A 23,216-nucleotide genomic window follows, 5' to 3' on the forward strand; every position below is an offset into this window, starting at 1 on the left:
CCCCCGGAGGTTATTTGAGCTGGTTCAGCCAGGCGTTGGATTCGAACCACTTCTTGTAGAGACGGTCGTAGCTGCCATCGCCCTTGATCTGGCGCAGGTAGTTGTTGAACCAGTTGAGGGTGTCCTGATCCCCTTTGCGGATGGCCCAGGCCAGCGGCTCGAAGGTGAACGGCTTGTCGAGGTGCACCACGGCGCCCTGATTCTGGGAGGCGAAAATAGCGTTGTAGGGCAGGTCATAGACGAACGCATCGACCTTGCCGTTGATCACTTCCAGCTTGGCGTCATCCTGAGTTTCAAACTGCAGCAGGGTGGCTTTGGGGATCAGGCGCTTGACTGCCTGCTCGCCGGTGGTGCCGAGCTTGACCGCGATCTTGTATTTCGGGTCGTTGAGGTCGGTGAAGGATTTGATTTCACCCGCCTTCTCTTTGCGCAGGACTATGGTCTGGCCGACCACGATGTAAGGATCGGCGAAGTTGACTCGCAGGTTACGCTGGGGAGTGACGGTCATGCCGCCCATGATGACGTCGAACTTGTTGGTCAGCAGTGCCGGAATGATGCCATCCCAGGCGGTGTTGACGAACTCGACCTTCACGCCCATCTCTTTGGCGACCATCTTGGCGAGATCCACGTCAAAGCCGATGTATTGGCCCTGCTTGTTGGTCATCTCGAAGGGTTGATAGCCTGCATCGAAGCCGACTCGCAGCACGCCACGTTCGAGCACGGCATCCAGGGTGGAGGTGGGGGCAGGGGTCGGGGCCGCCGTGGCGATCCCGCAAAACAGCAGGGTAGAAAGAATCAGTTTTTTGATCATAAGTGACGTCTCTGTCGGTGGTGTGTTCGGCCTTGAACCTGATCCCGTGCGACTCCGTGGCACAAGAGACTGCTGCATCCGGCAACAGGCAAGACAGGATGAATGTCTTGAGCGGGACAAAAGCCCCATATGAGATGCTATGAATAGTGGTTGAGTGAAAAATGTACCAAAAACAGATTGTGTCAGAAGACTCAACAGGTTAGAGACATTTATTGCTCATGGCTTCATTCATAAAATCACACGAAAACAACATATCTATCTAATTGAGTGGGTTCAAGCCCAAATTATCCCCAAGACATTTTGTTACAAAGCCAGGGTGCCGCTTGCAGCTCTTATTGTGCTATTGGGCTCCGTAAGAGGCTTTTTATGAGGCTGATACGAATACGCATTGGTGGGATATCACACGCATTGCTCTGTTTGTCAGCAAACGAACGGGCTTTATTGTGAAAACCATCAAGTCGCACTGGGTCTTGGCAAACGCTTCTCATATACTCAGTTACCCTCTCTGCATGGCTTTGGTATGGACGCCTCACTACTGCTTAAGCTGGATATTTTTACCTTGATGATCATGGCCTTGTGTGGCTATTGTCTCGGTTTCCTCACTCTTACCATCATTCGCGTTACCCACAACGATATTCCCGGCGTCGGGGTCTGGTGGTGGTCCAGTCTGTTTGCCATGCTGGGTCAGGCGGGATTTGCCAGTCTGCTGCTGACACCCACCCCCTATGGCTCCTGGGTGGGCAATGTCTTCCTGATTTTTCATGTGTCGTTATTGCTGGTCGCCCAACGCTGTTTCTTCCGGCAATCGCCGGGCTGGCCTGTCTGCTGGGGATTCATCCTGCTGTTTGCCGCCGTCATGACCTGGTCGGTCGCCATCGATGGCCGGATTGCGGTACGGGTGATGATCAGCAGCGCCACCTTCCTCATGCTCAGTACGCTCATCATCTGGCAGCTCTGGCGTCACGGTCGACCCGATTATCAGGTGGCGGTCTGGGTGCTGATTGGCCTCAATCTGGTGCTGATTGCCATGACCCTGATGCGGATATTTACCGTGTGGGGCGAGGTGATCGAAAGCCCGTTCCAGCGTCAGTTGTTCAACGTGTTGCCCTATGTCTCCATGCTGGTGGGTAGCTCCATGCTCACCTTCGGGGTGCTACTGCTCTGCAACCAGCACCGGGCGCTGGAGCTGCGCTATCAGGCCAGTCATGATCCGTTGACCGGCTTGTTCAATCGCCGTGGTTTTATGGAGCGTCTGGCCCGGGGACGCCCTGCACAGCAGGGGGCGCTGGCGGTGCTCGATCTGGATGACTTCAAGCAGATCAACGATCGGCATGGCCATGAGGTGGGGGATCGGGTGCTGGAGCGGGTCGGGTTGGCACTGCGCGAGCTGGAGGGAGTATTGGCCAGTCGCTTTGGGGGCGAGGAGTTTGTGCTGTTGTTTCGCCATGCCACCGCAGAGGAGGCGATTGCCCGTTGTCAGTCACTGCGGGTTCAGCTTGCAGCCTGCGAGGTAGAGGGGATCCATATCACCGTCAGCATGGGTATTGCTCACTGGCAGGGTGAGTGGCACTTTGACAGCCTGTTCAGCCGTGCGGATGACGCTCTCTATCGGGCCAAGCGGGAAGGAAAGAACCGGGTCTGTCAGGCTGCCTGATGCAGGAATAGGTTCAGGAATAAAATCAGGGCGCGGTGATCCGCGCCCTGATTGTTTCTGTTTGCCGGATATAGCTTGTCAGCTGCCACCCGCTACTCTGCATTCGTTTGAGGGGTTCTCGGTGCCTGCGCCTTGAGAAAGGGGAGCAGCAGCAGGGCCGAAACGCCTGCCGCCACCGAGATCACTACGAAGAAGCCGTTCCAGTGCCAGATCTCCATCACCTTGGCCAGCGGATAGCCCGACAGCGCCGCCCCCATGTAGGCGAACAGCCCGACAAAGCCGGTGGCAGCCCCTGCTGAATTTTTGTGGGAGCACTCCGCTGCCGCCATGCCGATCAGCATCTGGGGGCCAAACACGAAAAAGCCGATAGTAAAGAAGCAGGCCGCCTGCATCACATAGCTGAAGAAGGGCATCAGCCAGAGCGATCCCACCGCCAGCAGGATCCCCACCGCAAAGATGAGGTTCATCGGGCCACGGTTGCCGTTGAACAGCTTGTCCGATCCCCAGCCCGCCACCAGCGCACCGATAAAGCCTCCCACCTCGAACATGGAGATGGCCGAGTTGGCGCTCATCAGATTGAAGCCGCGCTGCTCGGTCATGTAGAGATTGCCCCAGTCATTGATGGCGGTGCGCACCACATAGACCAGTACGTAACAGCAGGCGAGCAGCCAGATATAGGGGTTGCCCAGCACATATTTGCGCAGGATCTGGCGATGGGAGAGCCCCGCATCCTGAGTCTGCTGGGCCAGCTCCATCGCATCCTTGCGCCACTCGCCCACCGACGGCAACCCCATGGCGGCCGGGGTATCCCGCAGCCGCCAGCAGAGGAATAACCCCGCGATGATGGCGATAAGGCCGGGCACTATCATGCCGTAGCGCCAGCCATGCTGCAGGGCGATGGTGCTGACGATAAGGGGGATGAGCGCCCCGCCGACGTTGTGGGCGGTGTTCCAGGCCGACCACCAGACCCCGCGCTCGGTGCGCGAATACCAGCTGGTGAGCAGCTTGGAGCAGGGGGGCCAGCCCCAGCCCTGAAAGAAGGCGTTGGCAACCCAGAGGGCGGCAAACATCCAGAGTGCCGACGAGAGGCCGAACAGGATATTGATAACGCCGGTGGCCATCAGTCCGACACCCATAAAGTAGCGCGGGTTGGCGCGGTCACTGATGATGCCGGAGAAGAACTTGGAGCAGCCGTAGGTGATGTAGAACAGGGTCCAGAGTATGCCGATATCGGACTTGTCCAGCATGCCGCTCGCCAGCATGTCCGGCATGGCGAAGTTGAAACTCTTGCGGGTGAAGTAGAAGACCGCGTAGCCCAGATACATGGTCAGCAGCAGGTGCAGCCGCCAGTGGCGATAGGTGGCATCGATCTCGGCCTGATCCCGGATAAGGGGCCGGGGCGGCGCGCTTCTCATAAAACTCAGCACAGGCAGGCCCTCTGGTGGTGATTAGCCATGACTCTCCTCCCGTCTGCGACTGGGCAGGTTGACCGTCAGTTGGGTGCCGTGGATGCAGGAGAGTTGCAGACTGCCCCCGAGGGCCTGTACCCGCTCGCGAATGCCGAGCAGGCCATAGCCCTGTTGCGGGCGGCTTTCCGGCAGACCGCGGCCATCATCTTCCAGCACCAGTTGCAACTGCTCGCCGCTGGTCCGGGCGCGAATGGTGACCGAGTGGGCGTTGGCATGTTTGACCACGTTGTTGAGCCCCTCCTGACAGACCCGAAACAGGGTGACCCGCTGGGCATCCGAGAGATCCCCATCCGCCAGCTGCCACTCCAGCCGGGTGACGATGCCGTGACGCTCCAGCTCCAGCTCTCTGAGCAGTGCCCGTACCGCCTGTTCCAGAGTCATGTCGTCGAGCTGGCGCGGGCGCAGCCGCCCGAGCAGACCGCGCACCGCGTCGTAGATCCCTAGCGACAGTGTGTCGATCAGGGCGCTGCTCTGGCCCACCCCGGCATTATCGGGGGCTAGGCGGCGCACGATCCCTGCCTGGGTTCGAATGGCTGTGATGGTCTGGCCGATGTCGTCGTGCAGCTCGCGCGCCACCTCCTTGCGGATACTCTCCTCGGTCTCCAGCAGCCGCTCGGTGAGCTGGCGATTGTGGGCGAGCTGGCGCGTCAGCGCCTGATTGAGTTCGCGCTGGCGCTGGATCCCGGCACCCAGCAGCAGGCCAGTGAGACTCTGGGCCAGCAGGGAGAGCAGCAGATCGAGGGGGTGATCGTGCCAGGCCTGACTGGCCAGCAGGGCGATGGTGTTCATCAGGGTGGCGAGCAGTGCCCCTTGCCAGCCGTAGCGCCACGCCATGGCGATGATGGGGATGGCCAGACAAAACGGGGTGAAGCGCACCAGCGAGTTGGGCAATCCCAGTTGCAGCCAGAGGCTCAATACGAACAGCAGCAGATACCAGACCAGATGGCGAAAGCGCCACTCCACCGGCTGATCCACCAGCGCAGGCCCCAGCGGCACCCAGGTGGCGCGGGTGAGGTAGTGCCAGATCAGCATGCAGGTGGAGGTCAGCGTCAGCCCGCCGGTCAGGCTGAGCAGCAGGGCCGAGAGGCCATCTTCCCCGGCCAGATGCCAGAGCAGGGCTTGCAGCAGCGCCGCCGCCGTGACGGTGGCGAGCAGCAGCAACAGTTGCTGCCAGTCGTTGCGCACCTGTTGGCGACGGGCAATCAGCAGCGGTAGCAGGGTCAGCAGACTGCCCGCGACCAGCCAAGGCCAGTGGGGCAGCCCTACCTCCAGATTGAGCCAGTAGAGCAGCAGCCCTTCGCACAATAATAGCGGCGGCCAGTAGTGGCCCGGGCTTTGCAGCAGCAAGCCGAGGCGCAGGCCGAAGGGGAACAGCAGCACCGCCAGCGCCGGGCCGCCTGCCAGATGCAGGCTGATGCTCCAGAGGCAAAACCAGCCGGCGGCAAAGATGAAGCAGGCCGCCAGCGCGATGGCGACATAGCTGGCAAAACGGGAGATCACCAGCTATCCAGCATGCGGTGGGCCAGCTCGACGTTGTTGCTGACCTTGAGCTTGTCCATCAGGTTGGCGCGATGGACGTGCACCGTCTTGGGGGAGAGGCCGAGCTGCTCGGCGATGGCCTTCACCTCCAGCCCCTGTGCCAGCAACTGGGCAATCTCCCGCTCCCGATTGGTGAGGGGATCCCGGCTGCTGCTGGCCAGTTTCTGGGCGATGTCCGGCGTAAGATAACACCCCCCCTGGGCGGCGGTGCGCACGGCAGCGATCAGCTCGTCCGGACTGCAGCGTTTGGAGAGAAACCCCTTGGCGCCGGTTTGCAAGGCCTGCTCGATGAGGGCCGGGCTGTCGTGCACCGAGAGCATCACCACCGCAAGGCCGGAGGGGAGCTGCTTGAGCAGATCCAGTCCCGACTGATCGGGCATCGAGATGTCGCAGACACAGACGCGCGCCCCGCTGCCGGGCAGGCCGGCAAGGGCATCGCTGGCGGAGCCGAATTCGCCGACCACCTGCAGGTCTGGCTCCAGATTGAGCAGTTGGGCAAAACCGGATCGGACGATCTGGTGATCGTCGATGAGGGCAATTTTTATCATGATGTCAGCCTGAAATTCGGTGCGTCATGACCATGACGCGGCCAACAAGATACCTGCCCCCCGAGTCAGGCTCAAGCAGCAGCAGGAAAAGGGGCTAAAAACCGGGGGGCAAGGTGCGCAAAGCTTGATCGGGATCAGCTGGCAAGGGCGAGCAAGCGGGCTGATCAACAGGGGATGACCAGCCCGGGGGACTCAGCGGTGCAGCTCGCCGGCGCGCTCCGGCTGATAGACCACTTCCAGAATTTCGACCTCGATGGTGCGGCCGGCCGGGCCAGGCCAGGCGATGCTGTCGCCCACTTTCAGGCCGAGCAGGGCGCTGCCCACCGGCGCCAGTACCGAGATGTTGCTCTCGTCGCCCTTGGCATCGCGCGGATAGACCAGGGTGAGGCAGAACTCGTTGCCGCTGCTCTGCATCTTGAAGCGAACCTTGCTGTTCATGGTGACCACGTCCGGCGGCATGTCCGCCGGTTCGCGGATCTCGGCGCGGTCCAGCTCCTCTTGCAGGGCCAGATGCTGCGGATGGTTGCCGAGCAGTTGTTCGATACGGTCCAGATCAAGGCTGGAGATAACCAGATGAGGTTGTTTCATAAGATATTCCTTATCAATAGCGGATAGGCCCATACCGGCGGGTGCAGGTTGGCCATCACACTGGGTGTTACAAAAATGGATTCAACAGGTTCAATCAATTGAAAATGCCATGCCCCCAAGCGACTCGCGGCCGAAGGAGCGAGGCGGGGGCTCAGCAGGGTGTGAGCAAATGCGAGGAAATAGCGAGTATTTTCATGGGGCTACCATAACCATTCTGGCCGGCCTTGGCAACCGTGATTGAGTGACTACTCAGGAGCCTGATAGTTGTACTGACGGATGATCCGCGCCAGTGTGCCATCATGGCGCATCTCGTCGATTACGGCTTGCCAGCGCTGCGCCTGTTTGAAGGGGAAATTCTTGTGAGCGGCCAGGAACAGTTGGGTGTTCATCAACACTTCCCCGCGAACCAGCTGTTGTGATGAGCGTTTGTCTTGTTGTTGGGCATACAGGATGACATTCCATGCGGCGACCCAGGCATCAATGCGACCGCGATGGAGTTTATGAGCGTTGAGTTGCTCATCTGCCACTGTCTCTCCCTGGATCCCGATGCGTTGCTTGAGTAGATGTTGACCAAACGAGTAGCGCAGCACGCCCACATCAAGGTTTTTCAAATCGCTGCTTTTCAGTGCTTTTGGGTGAAACCGGCGATCGCTGACGATCAAAAATTGCTCATCGAGGATGGGCGTTACCCACTGATAGAGGTGCTCTCGCTGACTGCTTCGCACAGGCGGTATCATCAAGACATCGGGGCGGTGAATTGTCTGGGTCAGTGCACGTGGAAGTGGCATCAGCTCGATGGTGAGCGGTTCTTTAAGGCGTCGCGCGGCCTCTTCCATGATCTCGATGGCGACACCGCTTGGTTTGCCGTGAGAGGAGCGAATGACATAGGGGGGCAACTCGGCCGCCACCAGCACAATAGCCTGGGCACCGGTGTGTACCAGCAATAACAGCAGGGCAAAAAAGGGCAGGCAGAGAGCGCGCATCAAGGTCGTGAGCCAGAGTCGAATATGCAGAGTGTAACATTCCTGCCTGCGTTGTCGTTGTACCCGCTGAGGGGTTGGGATCTCAGTCGAAGAAATCCCGCAGATCGCGCACTTCGTAATCAGCGAGTTGCTGCCAGGGGAGCTGAGCAGGCAGCTTGCGCAGGGTCACCTCCATCCGGTAGCTGCGATAGCCGTCGAGACTGGCCGATTCGACCACCAGCGGGATCTGCCACTGACTCGACCAGAGAATGCGGGTTCGTCGCTGCCCTTCGCGCTTTTCATACCAGCGGGCCTGCTCGGGGGCGGCCTCATCCAGCGGGGTCATTCCCTCGAGCAGCGCCGGGTGGACGAGATGGCGGATCCGTGGCCAGTCGGGTTTGAAGGCCACCTGGCCATACTCTTCCACCGGCACTTCAACCAGCTGGTTGTGCCAGCTGTCGGCATAACGCAGTTGCAACTCACCTTCATCACTGCGACTGACCCAGCGGGCTGCCATCTGGTGGGTAAAGTGCTTGTGGCCGGGGGTGGCGTCGTGAGTGGCGTGATAGGCGCGGGCAAGGGGTAGGGGAATGAGCCGCTGGCTCCACACCTGATTACCCACCCGCAGCCACTTCTCTTGCCAGATACTCTCTCTGGCGATGCCATCGCTGCCGGTGTTCCGGTCGTGATAGCTGATCCGGGCGGCGAGATCCGGGGGCGTGTCGTCAGCATGCAGAGGGAAGGCGAGGGTGCTGCCAAGCAGCCATAACGAAAGCAAAAGTCGCATCATCATCTGTCGCTCGAAAGAGCCGGGGCCCGGGCCGCTGAGTCGATTGCTCAGATGCAGCCGGGCCCCTGCTGCTTACAGGCCGAGCGCCTCCCGCAATTTGCCAAACACCTTGGTGTTATCCAGCGTGCCTTTGAAGCGGTTGCTGCCGGCGCCATCGGCAAACAGCATCACATCGCCGCCGCCGTGGGTTTCCGATGTCAGCTTGACGCCGGTCTCCTGCAGGTAGTCATTGGCCATCACCTGATCGCTGGTGAGGACCGGGCGCACGGCCGCACGATTGGGGCCGTTACCGAACACCAGGGTGGTGAAGGGCTTGCCATCCACGTCGTTCTGGGTCGAGCCGTCGCCATTTTTCACCAGATCCAGCACCGGATTGCCCTTGGCGGAGTAGCCGTTAATGGTCATGGTGTGGTCATGGTCGGCGGTGACCACGATCAGGGTATTGCTGAGATCCACTTTACCCAGCGCCGTTTTGACCGCCTCATCCAGAGCCACCGCGTCGGTGAGCGAGCGCTTGGCATTGGTGCCGTGCAGGGCGTGATCGATCCGGCCGCCTTCTACCATCAGGAAGTAACCCTGACTGTTTTTGCTCAGCAGATCTATCGCCTTGGCGGTCATCTCGGAGAGGGACGGCTGGGTATTGGCAGCCCCCTTGGCGACCCGATCCAGCTCGTAGTCGAGGTGGGATTTGCTGCTGAACAGACCGAGCACTTTGCCACTGGTGACCTTGGCCAGTTCACTTTGGGTAGTGACATAGCTGTATCCCTGCGCCTTCATCTCGGCGGTCAGGTCGCGGTTGTCATTGCGACCGCCCTTGTTGCTGGCGCTGTAGGGGGTCCAGTGGTTGGCACCACCGCCCATCAGCACATCGACCCCATCTCCCAGCGCCTGGTTGAAACCTGCGCCTCCCGGAACAGCTTGTGCGGCGATGTCATAAGCGGCATCCCGATGGCAGATGTGGGCGTAGGTAGCCGCCGGGGTCGCGTGGGTCAGCTCGGTAGTGGTGACGGCCCCGACCGATTTGCCTGCCGCCTTGGCCAGCTCCAGGATGGTGGGCACCGGCTTGCCGTTATCGCTGCTGCAATTGTTGACGGTTTTGTTGCCATTGACGTCTTTGCCGGGGGCAACGGCTTTGGTGTCGCTGCTCATGGCGATCACCTCGTTGTTCATCTTGACCCCGGTGGTGTAGGCCGCCATGGAGGGGGCCGAGTCGGTGGTCTGGGCATCGTTGGAGAAGGTCTTGATGCGGGCACTGCGCGGCAGTTTCATCATCTCCAGATTGCCCTCTTCTCCCACCTTGAACAGGCGGGTAGCGGTGAGCACGGTGGGGCCCATGCCATCACCGATAAAGAGAATGACGTTTTTGGCATCACCGGCCTGTGCCTGGGAGGTTGCGCCCAGCGCACTGAACAGGGCGGCGCAGACCAGCGTGTGCTTGATGGATGTGTTCATCTGTTTGCTCATGAAAGTGCTCCTTACAGCTTGGCCGCAGCCTTGATCTTGCCGAACACGGCGGTGTTATCGAGTGAGCCATGGAAGCTGTCAGCCCCCTTGCCGATGGCGCCGAGGAAGACATCTGTGCCGCCGTGGGTCTCGTTGCCGATCTCGCCTACCTTGACCACCACTTCCTGGTGGTAGTCATTGGCGGAGACGGTGGCGTCGTCGAGCGGGGCGACGCTGCTGCGCGGGCCATCCACCCGGTTGTAGCCGTTGCCAAAACCTATGATGGTGTAGGGCATGCCCTCGCTATCCTTGCTTGGCTCGCCAGTCTCGTAGTTCTTCACCAGGCCGAGTACGCCGGGGTTGTCGGCGGTGGTCTTGCCGGTGCGCTTGGCATAGCCGTTGAGCACTAGCGTGTGGTCGTGGTCAGCGGTGACCACGATCAGGGTGTTTTTCAGCTCGGGGTCGCTCTTTTTCACCTCGTCGATGGCGGCCTTGATGGCGTTGTCGAAGGCGATGGTGTCCTGCAGCGCCCGCTTGGCGTTGGTGTCGTGCAGGGCGTGGTCGATACGTCCCCCTTCCACCATCAGGAAGTAACCCTTCTCTTTGCCCTTGAGCTGCTTGATGGCGGCCAGGGTCATCTGGGCCAGTGACGGCTCGCTGGCAGGGCGGTCCAGGTCATATTTCATGTGACTGGAACCAAACAGTCCCAGCAGCGGCTTGCCCGCATCGGCCTTGTTCAGCTCATCCAGATTGCTGGCAAACTGGTAGCCCTTGGCCTGCATTTCGCTGATGAGGTTGCGGCCATCTTCCCGCTTGCCCTTGTCAGCTTTGGGCAGGAAGAAGCTGCTGCCGCCACCGAGCACCACATCCAGCCCCTCCTTGAGGGCGCTGTTGTAGCCTTTGCCGCCCGGTACCAGCTGGACGGCGATATCTGCCTCCAGATCCCGGTTGCAGATATGGGCATAGGTAGCCGCCGGGGTGGCGTGGGTTACCCGGGTGCTGGTTACCACACCGGTGCCGCGGCCATCGGCTTTGGCCAGCTCCAGCAGGGTGGTCACCGGCTTGCCGGCGCTCTTGCTGCAGTCACTCTCATAGGTGGCGTCGCCGTCCATGCTGATGACGCCGTTGTTGCTCTTGACCCCGGTCATGTAGGCCGCCATGGAGGGGGCCGAGTCAGTGACCTGGGCATCGTGGGAGAAAGTCTTGATAAAGGCCGTCTCTGGCAGGGTATCGATGGTGAGATCACCCTCTTCGCCGACACCGTAGATGCGGGCCGCCGTCAGGGTGTTGAGACCCATGCCGTCACCGAGGAAGAAGATGACGTTGGTGGGTTGGGCTGCGGGCTTGGTCGCCACCGTGTCATTGTCTGATTTGCAGCCGGCAGCCAGGGCGGCGCCGATCATCACTGCAAGTCCTGCCATTTTTCTCATTGGGGTTCGCTCCTTGTAAAACCTGAGCGCAGCCTAGAGGGGGCAGATGACACTTTTACTGACTATCGGTGACGGTTGTGTGAAAAAGTGATAAAAATGTTACACTATATCAATGTTTTATCTATCAATTGAGCCGGTTGGTCCGGTCGCTTCCGGCAAGGTTGCTCCGCCTCGGCGGTTTGCTGATTTGATGAAGTGATGGCTAGAATGACCTGTCAAAATGTGCCCGCAGCAGGTAAAATGCGCCCCCTTCGTTCGATGCCCGCGGCAGAGTGCCTGTTGTTCCATGCGCGCGCCCGCAGCCCCCACAGAGAGTAACGGATATGTCCATCAACTGGTTCCCCGGTCACATGCACAAGGCCCGCAAAGAGATTGCCGAGGTCATGCCCCAGGTCGATGTGATCATCGAGATGCTCGATGCCCGCATCCCCTTCTCCAGCGAAAACCCGCTGGTGCCCGAGCTGCGTGGTTATACCCCGGTGATCAAGGTGCTGAACAAGGCGGACCTGGCCGATCCGGCGATCACCGATCTGTGGGTGGCACACATGGAAAAAGAGAAGGGGATCAAGGCGCTGCCGCTGACGCAACAAGAGCCGGAGAAGATCAAGCAACTGCTGACTCTCTGCCACGAGATGCTGCCGGAGCGCAACTTTGAGCTGCGCGGTGTACGGGCGATGATCATGGGGATCCCCAACGTGGGCAAGTCCACCCTGATCAATACCCTGGCCGGGCGCATCATCGCCCGTACCGGCAACGAGGCGGGGGTGACCAAGTCCCAGCAGCGGATCAAGCTGGATAACAACGTTATCCTGACCGATACCCCGGGTTTCCTCTGGCCCAAGCTCAACCCGCCCTCCTGTGGTTATCGTCTGGCCATCACAGCGGCCATCAAGGACACGGTGTTCGACTATGCCGATATCGCCATGTTCGCCGCCGATTACTTCATCAAGGCCTATCCGGAGCGGATCAAGGCGCGCTACCAGATTGACGAGTTGCCCGAGACTGAGATCGAGCTGCTGGAGATGATCGCCCGCCAGCGGGCGTTTATGCGCAAAGGGGGGCTGGCCGACCTGCACAAGGCGTCCGAGATCCTGATCAACGAGTTCCGCTCCGGCTTGCTTGGCCGCATCTCGCTGGAGACGCCGGAGATGGTGAGCGTCGAGATTGTCGAAGCCGCCGCAGAAGCCGAGCAAAAAGCCAAAGAGAAGGCCGAGCGGGAAGAGGAGCGTCAGGCCCGCGCCCGTCGCAAGTACGCCCGCAAGCGTCAGAAATAGTTATCCTCAGGCGTCCCAAGCTTGCCTGACAACGAGCGAGCTTGTGTGACCCAGATGACTAAACACGAATAGGCGCCCCCAGGGGTCGCCTCTTCTGTTTTATCTGGTGAAGTGCCCGCCCGACTCTGATGGGGTGTCCGCGCTATAAAGCCATGCCATCAGCCAAAACGGTGGCGCGCTGTTTCAAACAGCGACATATGAAGCGGGATCAGCTGCTGCCAGTCGCGGCGATAGCCGCCACCGGGCACCGCCGCGATTGGCAACCCATGCTGGATTGCACAGTCAAACACCATGGCATCGCGCAGGCGCACCCCTTCATCGCTCAGGGAGAGATAGCCAAGCTCGTCGGCATGATGCACATCGACGCCCGCCTGATAGAGGATGAGATCAGGCGAATAGAGGCGCAGTGCCAGCGAGAGCGCCTGCTGCAATGTGGTGAGATAGGCATCGTCCGTCATGCCGCTTGGCAGCGGAAAGTCGAGGTGAGAGGTGGCTTTGTGATGGGGAAAGTTGTGCTCACCATGGAGGGAGAGGGTGATGATATCGCGCCGTCCGGCGCACAGGGCCGCACTGCCATCCCCCTGATGCACATCGAGATCGACGATCAGCACCTGTTCACAGTGCCCCTCGTCGAGGCAAGCCTGCGCCGCAATCACCAGATCGTTGAACAGACAAAAACCGCTGCCGTGATCCCGATGGGCGTGGTGGTAGCCACCGGAGATCTGCAAGCCGCATCCCTGCTCAAGAGCATGGCGGCTGGCGGCAACGGTGGCACCCACCGAGCGCAAGGTGCGCTCTATCAGCATGGGTGACCAGGGAAAACCGATCTTGCGGATGGCGCGATCTTCCAGCTGGCCGCTCAGGGCCGCCGCGACATAATCGGCATCGTGAATGCGACAGATTTGCTCACAGGTTGCGGCCGGTGCTTCGCCAAGGGGGTAACCCTGCACCTGCAGGCGTTCAAACAGCCCCTGATACTTGGCCAGCGGAAAGCGATGGCGCTCGGGTAGCGTCAGGGAGGAGTAGAGAGGGTGATAGAAAATGCGCAACGACATGGTGCCATTCTCCCTGGCAAGGTGGCGCTTTCTATATATGAAATCAGCAGATGAATCCATATATGTACTCCCTATATAAAGGGGAAGTGGCAGCGCATAAATAAAGACGCGTCGTGAGTGAGACCGCAGGATATGGAAAAGGGGAGCTTGGCTCCCCTTTCAGTCAATCACTCAGCCCGGCTTATTGCTGCTGGATAACCCAGATCTGGAAGGCTTTGCGGGTTTCCGCATCGGCCTTGTTGTACCAGTTTTGCAACTGGGTCAGCGCTTCCGGATTGCTTTGAGCCTTGCTGGGGGCAACCTGAACCGGTGCGCTGGCGGCGGCCATCACGGCAGCAGAGGAGACGGTGACGGTCTTGGGCTGGTTGAAGGCTTTGCCCATGTTGATCAGCTCTTGCTGATAGTCACGGGTCAGCTGGAAGCCTTCTACTTTCGGCATCACGAACTGTTCGCTGCTCACTTGCTGGCCACTGACTTTGTCTTTCAGCGCCACTTTCTGCTCTTTGACAAACTGCTTGGCTTCGGCTTCGTTGCGGGGCTTTTTGTAGTCCAGCACCAGCTGCTGATTGTCGGCGGCGGTGAAGTTCAGCACCAGCGGCTCGGCGGTGACCAGCTTGATTTCGTTACGGCTGGAGTAGTTGCCTTCAAAGGCGACGACCAACTGGTGTTTGCCGGCAGAGAGGGGGAAGGTGCTGGTTTTGTCGAGCAGCTTGGGGTTGATGGATTGACCATCGATCAGCTGGACGACATACGGGGTGGTCACTTCCAATTGGGCATCAGCAAGGGCGCTACCGGCCCACAACAGACCAGCCAGCGCCGGTACCAGAACAGTCAGTTTCATTTCATCTCCTTGAACAGTCAGGCGATTGCCCACTGAAAACAGGGGCTCATTTTTACAGGTTTGGTCTACTGCGGCAATGGCTCTTTCTGGTGGTCAACGTTTGCGCTGCTGTCAGTTTGTTTATCAATAGAGGCTGACATATTTATTCGATCCGACGTGTGAACGGGGGGAGGGCATCAAGCAACCCCTTGCCATAACGTTTGGTCAGCAGGCGGCGGTCCAGAATGGTGACTCGCCCCCGATCGGCCTCTTTGCGAATGAGGCGACCACAGGCCTGGATCAGTTTGCGGGAGGCCTCCGGCACCGTCAGTTGCAGAAACGGGTTCCCCCCTCGCTGCTCCACCCATTCGGCGGTAGCCTCCTCGACCGGTGAGTTGGGCACCGCAAAGGGGAGCTTGGTGATCACCAGATTGGTGAGGTAGTGACCCGGCAGATCCAGCCCCTCCGAGAAGCTGCCGGTACCAAACAGAATGCTGGCCTGACCGCCATCGCACTTTTGTTTGTGCAGGGTGAGCAGGGCATTGCGGGAGGCTTCCCCCTGCACCAGCAATGACAGTCCCTTGGCTCGCAAGCCAACAGCCACCTCATTCATCTGGCGGTAGGAGGAGAAGAGCACCAGACTCGCCTCCTTGCCCGCCAAAATGCGTGGCAGCACGCTGATGAGTTCGTTGGTAAAGGCCGGCGAGTTGGGTTCGTGCTCCATCTTGGGCAGATAGAGCTCGGCTTTCTGATAGTCAAAGGGGGAGCGCAGGCGCAGATAGCGGGTACCGTCGTGCTCCTTGAGCCCCACCTGATGGCGAAAATAACTAAAGGAAGAGAGGGCGGTGAGGGTCGCGGAGACCAGTACGGCCCCCAGACATTTCGACCAGAGCCACTCTTCCAGCAGATAGCCTACCTCAATCGGTGAGGCGTGCAGCCAGATATCGCCGTCATCGCTCTTGGCCATCCAGCGGGCGAGCGGGGTTTTGCCGGTCGGCACATGGCGCCCCAGCATCTCCCAGAGGGCGCAGAAACTCTCCAGCCGTTGCAGATGAAAACCGCTCTCTGCCAGCAGGGGTTCGGCCTCCTTGCGGCGGATCTCGCCATCTTTCAGCGCTTCACCTATGGCCCCTTGCATCCGATCCAGCGCCCGCAGCGCCTTCTTGCTCGACTCCTTGAGATTCTCCGCCAGCATGGGCAGGGGATCCGGCAATACCCCTTCGGCGAAGCGGTAGTGGGGTTCACTGCCAAAAAGCCGATCGTTGGCGCTGAGCCACTGCTCGACCTCCTTCAGGTCGGGCTGGATGGAGGCCAGTGCATCCTGCAGTTTGAGTTGGGGGTCGAGCAGGCTCTCCTTATTAAGAGTCCGCGCCAGCTTGCCTGCACTTTGTACCAGCTTCTCCAGCCAGCGACGCGAGCCTTTGACGCTGGCCGACGCCGCGCCGTGATCCCGGGCGATGGTGGGCAGGTGATGGGCCTCATCCAGCACATAGATGCACTCATCGGGGGGGGGCAGAATGATGCCGCCGCCCATGGTCAGATCGGAGAGCAGCAGCGCATGGTTGACGACCAGCACATCGGCGCTCTCCATGTCGTTGCGGGCGCGATGAAAGGGGCAGTGCTGGTGATGGCTCAGCGCCTTGTTGCAGGTGTGGCGGTCGGCGGCGATGCGATCCCAGCAAGTGTCGGGAATGGGTTCCGGCCAGTTGTCCCGATCCCCGTCCCATTTGCCATTGGTGTAGGCCTGCCACAGGGCCTGGTAGCGATCTTTGTCGCTGTCAGATGGTTTGGATTTGCTCAGACTGCCAAAGTCGAGCTCGAAGTTGGCCATCTCGGCACCACTGGCTGCCTGCTCCAGCAGATGCTCGCAGCAGTAGCGCTGACGCCCCTTGACCAGCATAAAGCGAAACGGCAGCTCGCTGTGGCGGTGGTAAAAAGGAAGGTCTTTGTGGATCAGCTGCTCTTGCAGGGCCACGGTGGCGGTAGAGATCACCAGCTTTTTCTGGGTGAGCCGCGCCACCGGGATGGCACCCTGCGCATAAGAGAGAGATTTGCCGATACCGGTTCCTGCTTCGGCAACCAGAATACGGCGCTGTTTGTCGTACTCGCCGGTCAGGGTTTTGGCTATCTCGGCCACCAGAAAGTTCTGCTCTTTGCGCGGCACAAAACCGGGTAATCCATCCGAAATCTGGCGATAGGTTTGACGAATGGTGGCTTTAAGGCGAGTAGAGAGCATGAAGATAAGCCCAGTTAGGGGTTAATCGAAGGACAAGGATACCCGCAACCCCTTGGTGAGGTCGAGGTAACAGCCATTATCACGGCTGTTTTAGGCTGATCAGACCACTTTGGTTGTTTATCAGGTAGTTAGCGTTGCTTGCATGCAAAATAGACTATTTGAGTCCAAATAATCAGCAGGATTCATTGTAAACGTTTTCCTTTTGCCTTGCTGTCAGGTGAGACTTGGCTCACATTTTTGCCTCCATGACTATGATTTCCGTAAAAAGTTCCAAGTTTTTTCATTGCGGTTCAAAAAATCCGGTGCTAGTCTCGGCGGCATAGTGATGCAAAGAACATCGCTAACACAGGGAATAACAACAACTTAGTGTTTAATTACAGTAGGCATTGGAAACTATGAAAAAGACAATTCTGGCTATTGCTATTCCGGCTCTGTTCGCTTCCGCAGCCAACGCTGCTACCGTGTATGACAAAGATGGCGCCAAATTTGATGTGAACGGTCGCGTGCATGCTCGCTATCAAGGTGAGGAAGACAGCGCGAGTTTTGATACGACTAAAAATAGCTTTGTAAAGGATCAGTTTCAAACCAAGAAGGGCGAGGTCAACACCTATGCCCGTATGGGGCTGAGTGGTAAGGTCGCACTGAATAATACATGGTCTGCTCTGGCCATGGGTGAGTGGCAGGTCGAATCAGAAAACTCAGGTGCTGATGATAAACAGTTCGCTTCGCGTCATGTTTTTGCCGGTTTTGATGGTTCCCAGTACGGTCAATTCCTGTTTGGTCAGACTGATACCGCTGCTAAATGGGGTGTTCGTGACCGTGCCGATATCTTCGAAGAGTTGGGCAACGTAGGCAACTTGGACGACGGTCGTCAAGAAGGCCAAGTGATTTATCGTGGTGCATGGGATGGCGCTTTCTTTAATGCTTCCTACATCAGCCACAACAGCTCCTATTCATCTGATGAGCAAGTTGGTATTAACACCACAGCAGGTGGTCAGAACAATGCTAATGACGCGGGCCTGAAAAACGGTTATGCGGTCGGCGCTGGTTATAACTTCACCAACGGCTTTGGTTTTGGTGCGAGTTACCAAGACAAGAAGTTTGAAGATGTGACCGCAGGAAGCCTTGCTGACGGTGTCGTTGTTACTCTTGGTGATGAGATTGTTCGCGCCAAATCTAAAGAAGATTGGGCTCTGGGCGCGTCTTATGCGTACGATGCCTTCTACGTTGGTGCCATGTATAACCAATCCAAGATTGAGTCTTATGCAGATGAAAGCATGAAAGCTCGTGGTTATGAAATCGCCGGTTCTTATACCATCGATGCTTGGAAGTTGCTTGCTGGCTATAACTTCCTAGAAAGCGAAGCAACTTATACTGGTAAGAGTGCTGGTTATGCCGATATTTTTGACCGTGTAGTACTCGGTGTTGAATATGCATTTACTGGCAATCTGAAGTCTTACGCTAACTATGCAATCGAAAATGCTGGTGAAAAAGACGACCAGTTTGAATTCGGTATGCAGTACAACTTCTAATAAGTTGCACATGAGTAATATCCTGGCTTGAGTCTTTGACCAGGCTACGAATGGCCGAGATGATATCTCGGCCATTTTCTTTTTGGCTGCATTGCTATTGCGTAACGGAGTTCTGGTGAATCGCCGGATTGTAATTTCTAGTGATAGTTGGCAAATTGCCGGTCTCGGTTAATTTGTACAGATCTAGTTATCACCTGACACCGGCCTCAAATCGGTGTCTTGTTTACGCTACTTTAGTGCGCACTTCCTTCGGTATCAATTTCAGACCCTTCTTGAACATGTTGTAGGGGGTTTGCCCCTCCATCATCCTGCCCTGATGTGGCCGTTGGGTGTTGTAGTGCTCCAGGTAGCTATCCAGGTTTGTCTGCATCTGCTCCACCGACTAATACCAAGTCGTTCTCCCCTTGATTCGGAAGTGTTCATCCAGCAGTGTGCGATGCAGTCGCTCGATAAAGCCGTTGCTCTGTGGCCTGCGCACCTTGGTTGTCCGGTGCTCAATCCCCTCCAGTTGCAGGAACAGCTCGTAGGGATGGTGGTCAGGGCGCCCACAGAACTCGCGCCCGTTGTCCGACAGGATGGTATAGACCCGTGCCTCGTGGGCTTCGAAGAACGGCTGCACCGTTTCATTGAGCACATGAACCGAGGTCACCGGCAGCTTGCTGGTGTAGAGCCGTCCCCAGGCGTGGCAACTGTAGCAGTCCAGCACGGTTTGCAGATACACCTTACCAACCACCTTGAGCGCGCCGACGAAGAAGGTGTCGACCGCCACCAGTTCCCCGGTGTAGTGGACCTCAATCTGGCGTTCGCGAAACTCGGGGCTGAAGCGCTCTAACAGGTGAATTTGCTCGTCATTGAGCTCAATGGTCTGCTCACGGTGAGTTTTCTCAAGGCGCAGCCAGCGGTCGTGTTTGGAGAGCAAGTCGTGCCGTTGCCACACGCCACGCACCGCCCGCACTGACATTGATGCCTTGCAGAGCCAGTTCTTGGGCGACTCGCAGCGGGCCATGAGTTGGTCTGGTGAGGGAGTAATTGAAGATGGCCTGTTCAATCTCGGGCGCAACCCGATTGGGATGAGCCCCTTTACAGCCAGGCAATTTGTCGAGCAATCACTCGGCGCCATAGGTCTGGTAATTACGGCGAATTTCGTAGAACTGCTGACGGCTGTAGCCAATGAATTTGCAGGCTTTGCTGACATTATTGAGCTCTTTGGCAAGCTCTAGCAGGCTGAGTTTGCGACGTGCTACTTTCTCGTTGGTGATCATGCAGAGGCTGATAGTATTTTGCAGGTGCAAAAAAGCCCCTTGGCGGGGCTTGGTGTCTGGCAAGGCTGGTGTCGGGATTATCAATCGAACAGGATACGGCCGCTGGTGCCGGCATCGCTGTCTTTCCAGCTGGCGCCGCTTTTGCGCAGGGTGTAAGTGATGGTCTCCTGCTTGAATTTCAGGTAGTCGCTGCCGCTGTGGCTCGGTTTGACCTGATTGCCATCGATATAGGTTTCCCCTGTGGTATCGACGTGAATTTCGGCCACGGTGCGGCCATCGTCAGTGACCGCCATATAGTTGCCAGCCCACGGGCTCTCGTCGCCATACTGCACGGCCCCTTCCTGAGCGTGCGCTTGGGCATGGGTCTTGTGGCCGTGATGGGTTTTGGCCATGGCACAGCCGGAGATACCGACCGCAAGCAGGCAACCGAGGGCGACATTGAGCAGAGTCTGTTTGGATTTCATCTTCATTTACCTGTATCAAATAATTGCAATGGATAAGGGGTGGAGCCCCCACGGTAGGTGTGGGCCCCGCTGAGCTGTGGCTCGAAATCAGTCCTGATTGATGCCAGAAATATGGCCGCGGGCGTCGGTGAGGCAGTGCCAGAGCCGGTCATGGGGCCCCTTGATATCAATCATCATCCCCGCCTGGGAGTCGGCCACATAGTCGAGGGTCAGTTTGCTGCGGCTGACGCCGGCTTTTCTGGCAACGGCGTTCATGCAGGCGTTCTCGGCAACCTTGGTTTGCGCAGTGCTGCCGTTGTAGGCACTGCTGCTGGCGTTCTCATCATCGCCGTCGTCATCGTTCTCATCGTCATTGAGCTGGCAGGCGCCGCTGTCGCCATTTTTGACAAAATAGGTGATGCCCCAGTCGCCATTTTTCACCATGGAGAGGGTGGTGCGCCCCTTGCTCGCCTCGTAGAAATTTGAATTCACTTTTTTAAGTGGAACTTGCTGGTTATTGATATAAGCCGTGCCATCTTCGACGCGAAGATTAATATGTCCAGGACAGCTGGCGGATAAATCAGGCACCCCTGCATATGCGGTTCCGGTTATGACCAATACAGAGAGAGCAAGCAGCGTTTTTTTCATCAGATAACCTCAAATCAACAAGGATCAGCAAGTGTGATGTCATCAAAATAACGGTTGCTATGCCTGAACGTTATTTCTGTGCTCATTGCACACCTGTTATCGGTAGCCCGCAGTCAGTCGTTTCAGTGCGCCTCGTCCTGCCGGGATGACGCCAAATTTAGCAGTCGGGTGATGTAAGTAAAATAAAACAGGATTAATTGGGTTCATAAAATATGAAAAACTATAAATCATTTAAAACAATGAGTTAGGTGCAGCTCAGGTCACTGTGCAAAAGATGGGGGACCATCCGGGATGGTTCCTTATGGGTGTCGATAAAGTTGGCCATAGGGCTGCAATGCCGGGAGTAGAGTATTTCCTCTGTTGCATGATAGCACAGGCTGGTGATATCACAGGACCAATCAGCCATTGCACGCCGTAAATACACAGACAAAAACGCCAATATTCGGTGTACGAGGAGGAAAATTAGCCTGCCAGCAGGAAGATATTTTTACCTGATATGACTGGGTCGTGATAAATATGAAAGGTGGCAGATCAATAAATCTCCATCAATACGGAAATAATTATCCGGAGTGTTACTGTGCTTTCCCTGAGGATTGCCCACTCGTGGTAGGAAAATATAACGACTTAGAAACTCATGGCCAACCCGATGGAATAACCGCTGGTGTTGTGGCTGAACATATAGCGGGCAACCAGCCGGGTGCGGGTGACTATGATGTCGTATTTGCTGCTGTCCAGCTCCAGACCGGCGCCGATAGAGTTGAGGGAGTCAAAGCCAAGCAACCCCCGCTGTTCCCCCAGATATGCGGTATGAGCCCCCTCCAGTACATAACGCACCGGTCTGTCGAGCAGGGTCCAGTGGAACAGCGGGGCCCGGCGGCGCAGATAGAGACCGAGGTTCTCCGCCTCGGCGTGACCACGGACGCTGGTCGAGGTACCGCCAAAGCTCTGCAGGTGCTGGTAGGAGTAGCGCACTTCGACATCGATATCCTGCGCCTTTGAAAAGAGCTCGTAGTCGAGCATCAGCGAGCCTCCCAGTCCGTACATATTGAGCTGCCCACCATCGAGAAAATCCAGCGAGTAGCCCTTGGTGCGCTCCAGCAGCCAGTTGCCGATCCGCAGATCGCTGGCCATGGTACCGAGCGAGACGTTGGCGATGGGGCGCAGCACCCAGTGGCCACCGCGCGGGTCTTCATGGAGGGCGATATCCCAGCCGACCCCGCCAGAGGCTGTCAGGCTGTTCCATTTGGTCGGGAGGGTGCGGCTCTCTGTGCCGTTGCTCACCACAAACTGGGGATCGTAGCGGCTAAAGCCGATCGCCCCTTCCAGATAGATGGGCACGGCTTCACTCATGGTGGCGCCGCCGCCGATCTGGGTCATGTTGAGGGCGGCAGATTGATTGGTGCCGCTGCCGATATCGAGGTTGCTGGCGGTGATGTCGGGCACCACGGTGAAGGTCATCAGCGAAAGCACCGCATTGGCGCGCTCCTGTGCCCACTCCTGATCCTGTGTTGCGGCTTTGACGACGCTGCCGGATAGCGCCAGCAGCATTGGCAACAACATCTGCAACAAAGAGGAGCAAGAGCGGTGCATGAGTTTGGTTCCCGATAAGCGGCGTCTGGTTGCCCTGATTTTACTGTAGCGAGCTTCCTGCCGGTTGGCACGGAGCTAAGAGGGGGGAATAAGCGCCGCTTGCGGTCGGTTGCCGCTTGGGGGCAAGCCTTTGCCACACCAACGGCACGCCTTTGCAGTTTGTCGCTAAAGCTTGGCCTCTTGCCGCCGATATCTCTTGTGAGATCGTGTGGAGGACAAGCAATTGAACGCTTGGGTGTTGGGGTTGGTCAGCATATCCGTGAGTATGCAGTTACAGGCTGGGGTCACCGAATTTGGTGCCGGTCTGGATCAATCCGTCTGGCGTTTGACCTCCGATACCCAGATTGAGTGTCGCCTCGAGCATCCTATTCCCAACTGGGGAACGGGGGCCTTTGTCAGCCGCGCCGGTCGCAAGATCAACCTCGACTTCGAGCTCAAGGGCAAGCGGCCGCAGGCCCAGACCCAGACGGTGAGCCTTGGCATCATGCCGCCGGTATGGCGCCCGGGGATAGCCGGGCGAGAAGTGAGCCAGCTGCGCTTCTATCAGCAGTTCGATGGACTGGTGGAGGGGCAAACCGCCTGGACCATGCTCGACGAGCTGGAGGGGGGGCGAATGCCCACTTTCCAGTATCGGGACTGGTATCGCCAAAACCGCGCGGTGCGAGTATCGCTTTCGTCTGTCAACTTTCGGGTCAAATATCAGGCCTTTATCGACTGCCTGAGCGGGCTCTTGCCCTACAGCTTCAACGATATCGCCTTTAGCGTGCTCACCTACGACAAGAACAGCGATCAGCTCTCCATCCCCTCCAAGCGGCGGCTGGCGATGATCAGCGAGTTTATCAAGGCGGACAAGAGCATCGACGTGGTGGTGATCGATGCTTACAGCGACAGCTATGGCGGCCGCTGGCCGAACCTGAAACTTTCCGAGAAGCGGGCCGATGCCATCAAGAAGGTGTTTGTCGATCTGGGGATTGATCCCGGCAAGATCTCGGTGGAGGGGCATGGCGAGAAGCAGCACGTTGCCTCCAACGAAACGGAGCAGGGTCGTGCCAAGAACCGGCGGGTGGTGATCAGCATGGGGCGCAATGGCGAGATCTAGCGCCGTCCCCGGCAGCCGGATAT

General features: G+C 58.1%; 19 protein-coding genes and 1 pseudogene. 4 read left to right on the forward strand and 16 right to left on the reverse strand.

Going from position 1 to position 23,216, the window contains the following annotated elements; all coding sequences use genetic code 11:
• Nucleotides 1-10 precede the first annotated feature (10 nt).
• Complete coding sequence (locus OKC31_RS07685; RefSeq protein ID WP_005334079.1) at nucleotides 11-811, reverse strand: transporter substrate-binding domain-containing protein; 801 nt, start codon at nucleotides 809-811, stop codon at nucleotides 11-13.
• 520 nt (nucleotides 812-1,331) lie between these two features.
• Here OKC31_RS07685 and OKC31_RS07690 point away from each other — a divergent pair.
• Nucleotides 1,332-2,465 (forward strand): GGDEF domain-containing protein, encoded by a 1,134-nt coding sequence (locus tag OKC31_RS07690; protein ID WP_270656652.1) that lies wholly within the window; start codon nucleotides 1,332-1,334, stop codon nucleotides 2,463-2,465.
• Between the two features lie 92 nt (nucleotides 2,466-2,557).
• Here the strand turns inward: OKC31_RS07690 and OKC31_RS07695 are convergent, their stop codons facing one another.
• The 8 genes from OKC31_RS07695 to OKC31_RS07730 form a co-directional block, all read right to left on the reverse strand.
• Nucleotides 2,558-3,892 carry an MFS transporter gene (locus OKC31_RS07695; RefSeq protein ID WP_270656653.1) on the reverse strand — a complete coding sequence of 445 codons (1,335 nt, stop codon included), beginning with the start codon at nucleotides 3,890-3,892 and terminating at the stop codon, nucleotides 2,558-2,560.
• A 21-nt stretch (nucleotides 3,893-3,913) separates the two neighbouring features.
• A complete protein-coding gene (uhpB, locus tag OKC31_RS07700; protein WP_005334072.1) occupies nucleotides 3,914-5,434 on the reverse strand; it encodes a signal transduction histidine-protein kinase/phosphatase UhpB in 1,521 nt (506 codons plus the stop codon).
• A complete protein-coding gene (gene uhpA / locus OKC31_RS07705; protein ID WP_236271137.1) occupies nucleotides 5,431-6,021 on the reverse strand; it encodes a transcriptional regulator UhpA in 591 nt (196 codons plus the stop codon). Before uhpA ends, uhpB begins: the two co-directional genes overlap by 4 nt.
• 192 nt (nucleotides 6,022-6,213) lie before the next feature.
• Nucleotides 6,214-6,609 carry a nucleoside diphosphate kinase regulator gene (gene rnk / locus OKC31_RS07710; protein WP_005334070.1) on the reverse strand — a complete coding sequence of 132 codons (396 nt, stop codon included), beginning with the start codon at nucleotides 6,607-6,609 and terminating at the stop codon, nucleotides 6,214-6,216.
• A 245-nt stretch (nucleotides 6,610-6,854) separates the two neighbouring features.
• Nucleotides 6,855-7,592, reverse strand: a complete 738-nt coding sequence (locus OKC31_RS07715) for a substrate-binding periplasmic protein (protein ID WP_270656654.1) — start codon at nucleotides 7,590-7,592, stop codon at nucleotides 6,855-6,857.
• Nucleotides 7,593-7,674: 82 nt separating this feature from the next.
• Nucleotides 7,675-8,361 (reverse strand): hypothetical protein, encoded by a 687-nt coding sequence (locus tag OKC31_RS07720; protein ID WP_270656762.1) that lies wholly within the window; start codon nucleotides 8,359-8,361, stop codon nucleotides 7,675-7,677.
• A 72-nt stretch (nucleotides 8,362-8,433) separates the two neighbouring features.
• Complete coding sequence (locus tag OKC31_RS07725) at nucleotides 8,434-9,825, reverse strand: alkaline phosphatase (protein ID WP_101529765.1); 1,392 nt, start codon at nucleotides 9,823-9,825, stop codon at nucleotides 8,434-8,436.
• A gap of 11 nt (nucleotides 9,826-9,836) precedes the next feature.
• Nucleotides 9,837-11,234 carry an alkaline phosphatase gene (locus OKC31_RS07730; RefSeq protein ID WP_005334065.1) on the reverse strand — a complete coding sequence of 466 codons (1,398 nt, stop codon included), beginning with the start codon at nucleotides 11,232-11,234 and terminating at the stop codon, nucleotides 9,837-9,839.
• A 323-nt stretch (nucleotides 11,235-11,557) separates the two neighbouring features.
• Here OKC31_RS07730 and ylqF point away from each other — a divergent pair, with 323 nt between their 5' ends.
• Nucleotides 11,558-12,508 carry a ribosome biogenesis GTPase YlqF gene (gene ylqF / locus OKC31_RS07735; RefSeq protein ID WP_270656655.1) on the forward strand — a complete coding sequence of 317 codons (951 nt, stop codon included), beginning with the start codon at nucleotides 11,558-11,560 and terminating at the stop codon, nucleotides 12,506-12,508.
• 158 nt (nucleotides 12,509-12,666) lie between these two features.
• On the opposite strand, the gene OKC31_RS07740 is transcribed toward ylqF, so the two are convergent.
• The 3 genes from OKC31_RS07740 to dinG all read right to left on the reverse strand — a co-directional run bounded on the left by OKC31_RS07740 (nucleotide 12,667) and on the right by dinG (nucleotide 16,619).
• Entirely contained in the window at nucleotides 12,667-13,563 is an 897-nt protein-coding gene (locus OKC31_RS07740; protein WP_270656657.1) for a histone deacetylase family protein, read from the reverse strand.
• 181 nt (nucleotides 13,564-13,744) lie between these two features.
• The gene (locus OKC31_RS07745; protein WP_270656659.1) at nucleotides 13,745-14,404 is read right to left on the reverse strand and encodes a YccT family protein; all 660 of its coding nucleotides are present in this window, start codon (nucleotides 14,402-14,404) and stop codon (nucleotides 13,745-13,747) included.
• A 142-nt stretch (nucleotides 14,405-14,546) separates the two neighbouring features.
• A complete protein-coding gene (gene dinG, locus OKC31_RS07750) occupies nucleotides 14,547-16,619 on the reverse strand; it encodes an ATP-dependent DNA helicase DinG (protein WP_270656661.1) in 2,073 nt (690 codons plus the stop codon).
• Between the two features lie 395 nt (nucleotides 16,620-17,014).
• Between dinG and OKC31_RS07755 the strand changes: the two genes are divergently transcribed.
• The gene (locus tag OKC31_RS07755; RefSeq protein ID WP_139472845.1) at nucleotides 17,015-18,151 is read left to right on the forward strand and encodes a porin; all 1,137 of its coding nucleotides are present in this window, start codon (nucleotides 17,015-17,017) and stop codon (nucleotides 18,149-18,151) included.
• A 223-nt stretch (nucleotides 18,152-18,374) separates the two neighbouring features.
• Here the strand turns inward: OKC31_RS07755 and OKC31_RS07760 are convergent.
• The 4 genes and pseudogenes from OKC31_RS07760 to OKC31_RS07775 form a co-directional block, all read right to left on the reverse strand.
• Nucleotides 18,375-19,413: pseudogene (locus OKC31_RS07760) on the reverse strand (IS481 family transposase).
• Between the two features lie 80 nt (nucleotides 19,414-19,493).
• Nucleotides 19,494-19,877, reverse strand: a complete 384-nt coding sequence (locus tag OKC31_RS07765; RefSeq protein ID WP_270656663.1) for a hypothetical protein — start codon at nucleotides 19,875-19,877, stop codon at nucleotides 19,494-19,496.
• Nucleotides 19,878-19,964: 87 nt separating this feature from the next.
• The gene (locus OKC31_RS07770; protein WP_139442564.1) at nucleotides 19,965-20,504 is read right to left on the reverse strand and encodes a hypothetical protein; all 540 of its coding nucleotides are present in this window, start codon (nucleotides 20,502-20,504) and stop codon (nucleotides 19,965-19,967) included.
• A gap of 624 nt (nucleotides 20,505-21,128) precedes the next feature.
• Nucleotides 21,129-22,094, reverse strand: coding sequence for an autotransporter domain-containing protein (locus tag OKC31_RS07775; RefSeq protein WP_270656665.1), 966 nt, complete (start codon nucleotides 22,092-22,094; stop codon nucleotides 21,129-21,131).
• A gap of 223 nt (nucleotides 22,095-22,317) precedes the next feature.
• Here OKC31_RS07775 and OKC31_RS07780 point away from each other — a divergent pair, with 223 nt between their 5' ends.
• Nucleotides 22,318-23,193 carry a flagellar protein MotY gene (locus OKC31_RS07780; protein WP_005337611.1) on the forward strand — a complete coding sequence of 292 codons (876 nt, stop codon included), beginning with the start codon at nucleotides 22,318-22,320 and terminating at the stop codon, nucleotides 23,191-23,193.
• Nucleotides 23,194-23,216 lie beyond the last annotated feature (23 nt).

Origin of the sequence: Aeromonas sp. Y293-4 (assembly GCF_027705905.1) — a bacterium.
Lineage (GTDB): Bacteria > Pseudomonadota > Gammaproteobacteria > Enterobacterales > Aeromonadaceae > Aeromonas > Aeromonas veronii.

Coding starts and splice junctions, on each gene's coding strand:
- OKC31_RS07730 (WP_005334065.1), bottom strand. CDS start 11,234: ATGAGAAAAATGGCAGGACTTGCAGTGATGATCGGCGCCGCCCTGGCT.
- rnk (WP_005334070.1), bottom strand. CDS start 6,609: ATGAAACAACCTCATCTGGTTATCTCCAGCCTTGATCTGGACCGTATC.
- OKC31_RS07765 (WP_270656663.1), bottom strand. CDS start 19,877: ATGAAATCCAAACAGACTCTGCTCAATGTCGCCCTCGGTTGCCTGCTT.
- OKC31_RS07685 (WP_005334079.1), bottom strand. CDS start 811: ATGATCAAAAAACTGATTCTTTCTACCCTGCTGTTTTGCGGGATCGCC.
- OKC31_RS07690 (WP_270656652.1), top strand. CDS start 1,332: ATGGACGCCTCACTACTGCTTAAGCTGGATATTTTTACCTTGATGATC.
- dinG (WP_270656661.1), bottom strand. CDS start 16,619: ATGCTCTCTACTCGCCTTAAAGCCACCATTCGTCAAACCTATCGCCAG.
- OKC31_RS07740 (WP_270656657.1), bottom strand. CDS start 13,563: ATGTCGTTGCGCATTTTCTATCACCCTCTCTACTCCTCCCTGACGCTA.
- OKC31_RS07725 (WP_101529765.1), bottom strand. CDS start 9,825: ATGAGCAAACAGATGAACACATCCATCAAGCACACGCTGGTCTGCGCC.
- uhpA (WP_236271137.1), bottom strand. CDS start 6,021: ATGATAAAAATTGCCCTCATCGACGATCACCAGATCGTCCGATCCGGT.
- ylqF (WP_270656655.1), top strand. CDS start 11,558: ATGTCCATCAACTGGTTCCCCGGTCACATGCACAAGGCCCGCAAAGAG.
- OKC31_RS07770 (WP_139442564.1), bottom strand. CDS start 20,504: ATGAAAAAAACGCTGCTTGCTCTCTCTGTATTGGTCATAACCGGAACC.
- OKC31_RS07755 (WP_139472845.1), top strand. CDS start 17,015: ATGAAAAAGACAATTCTGGCTATTGCTATTCCGGCTCTGTTCGCTTCC.
- OKC31_RS07720 (WP_270656762.1), bottom strand. CDS start 8,361: ATGATGCGACTTTTGCTTTCGTTATGGCTGCTTGGCAGCACCCTCGCC.
- OKC31_RS07715 (WP_270656654.1), bottom strand. CDS start 7,592: ATGCGCGCTCTCTGCCTGCCCTTTTTTGCCCTGCTGTTATTGCTGGTA.
- OKC31_RS07775 (WP_270656665.1), bottom strand. CDS start 22,094: ATGCACCGCTCTTGCTCCTCTTTGTTGCAGATGTTGTTGCCAATGCTG.
- OKC31_RS07745 (WP_270656659.1), bottom strand. CDS start 14,404: ATGAAACTGACTGTTCTGGTACCGGCGCTGGCTGGTCTGTTGTGGGCC.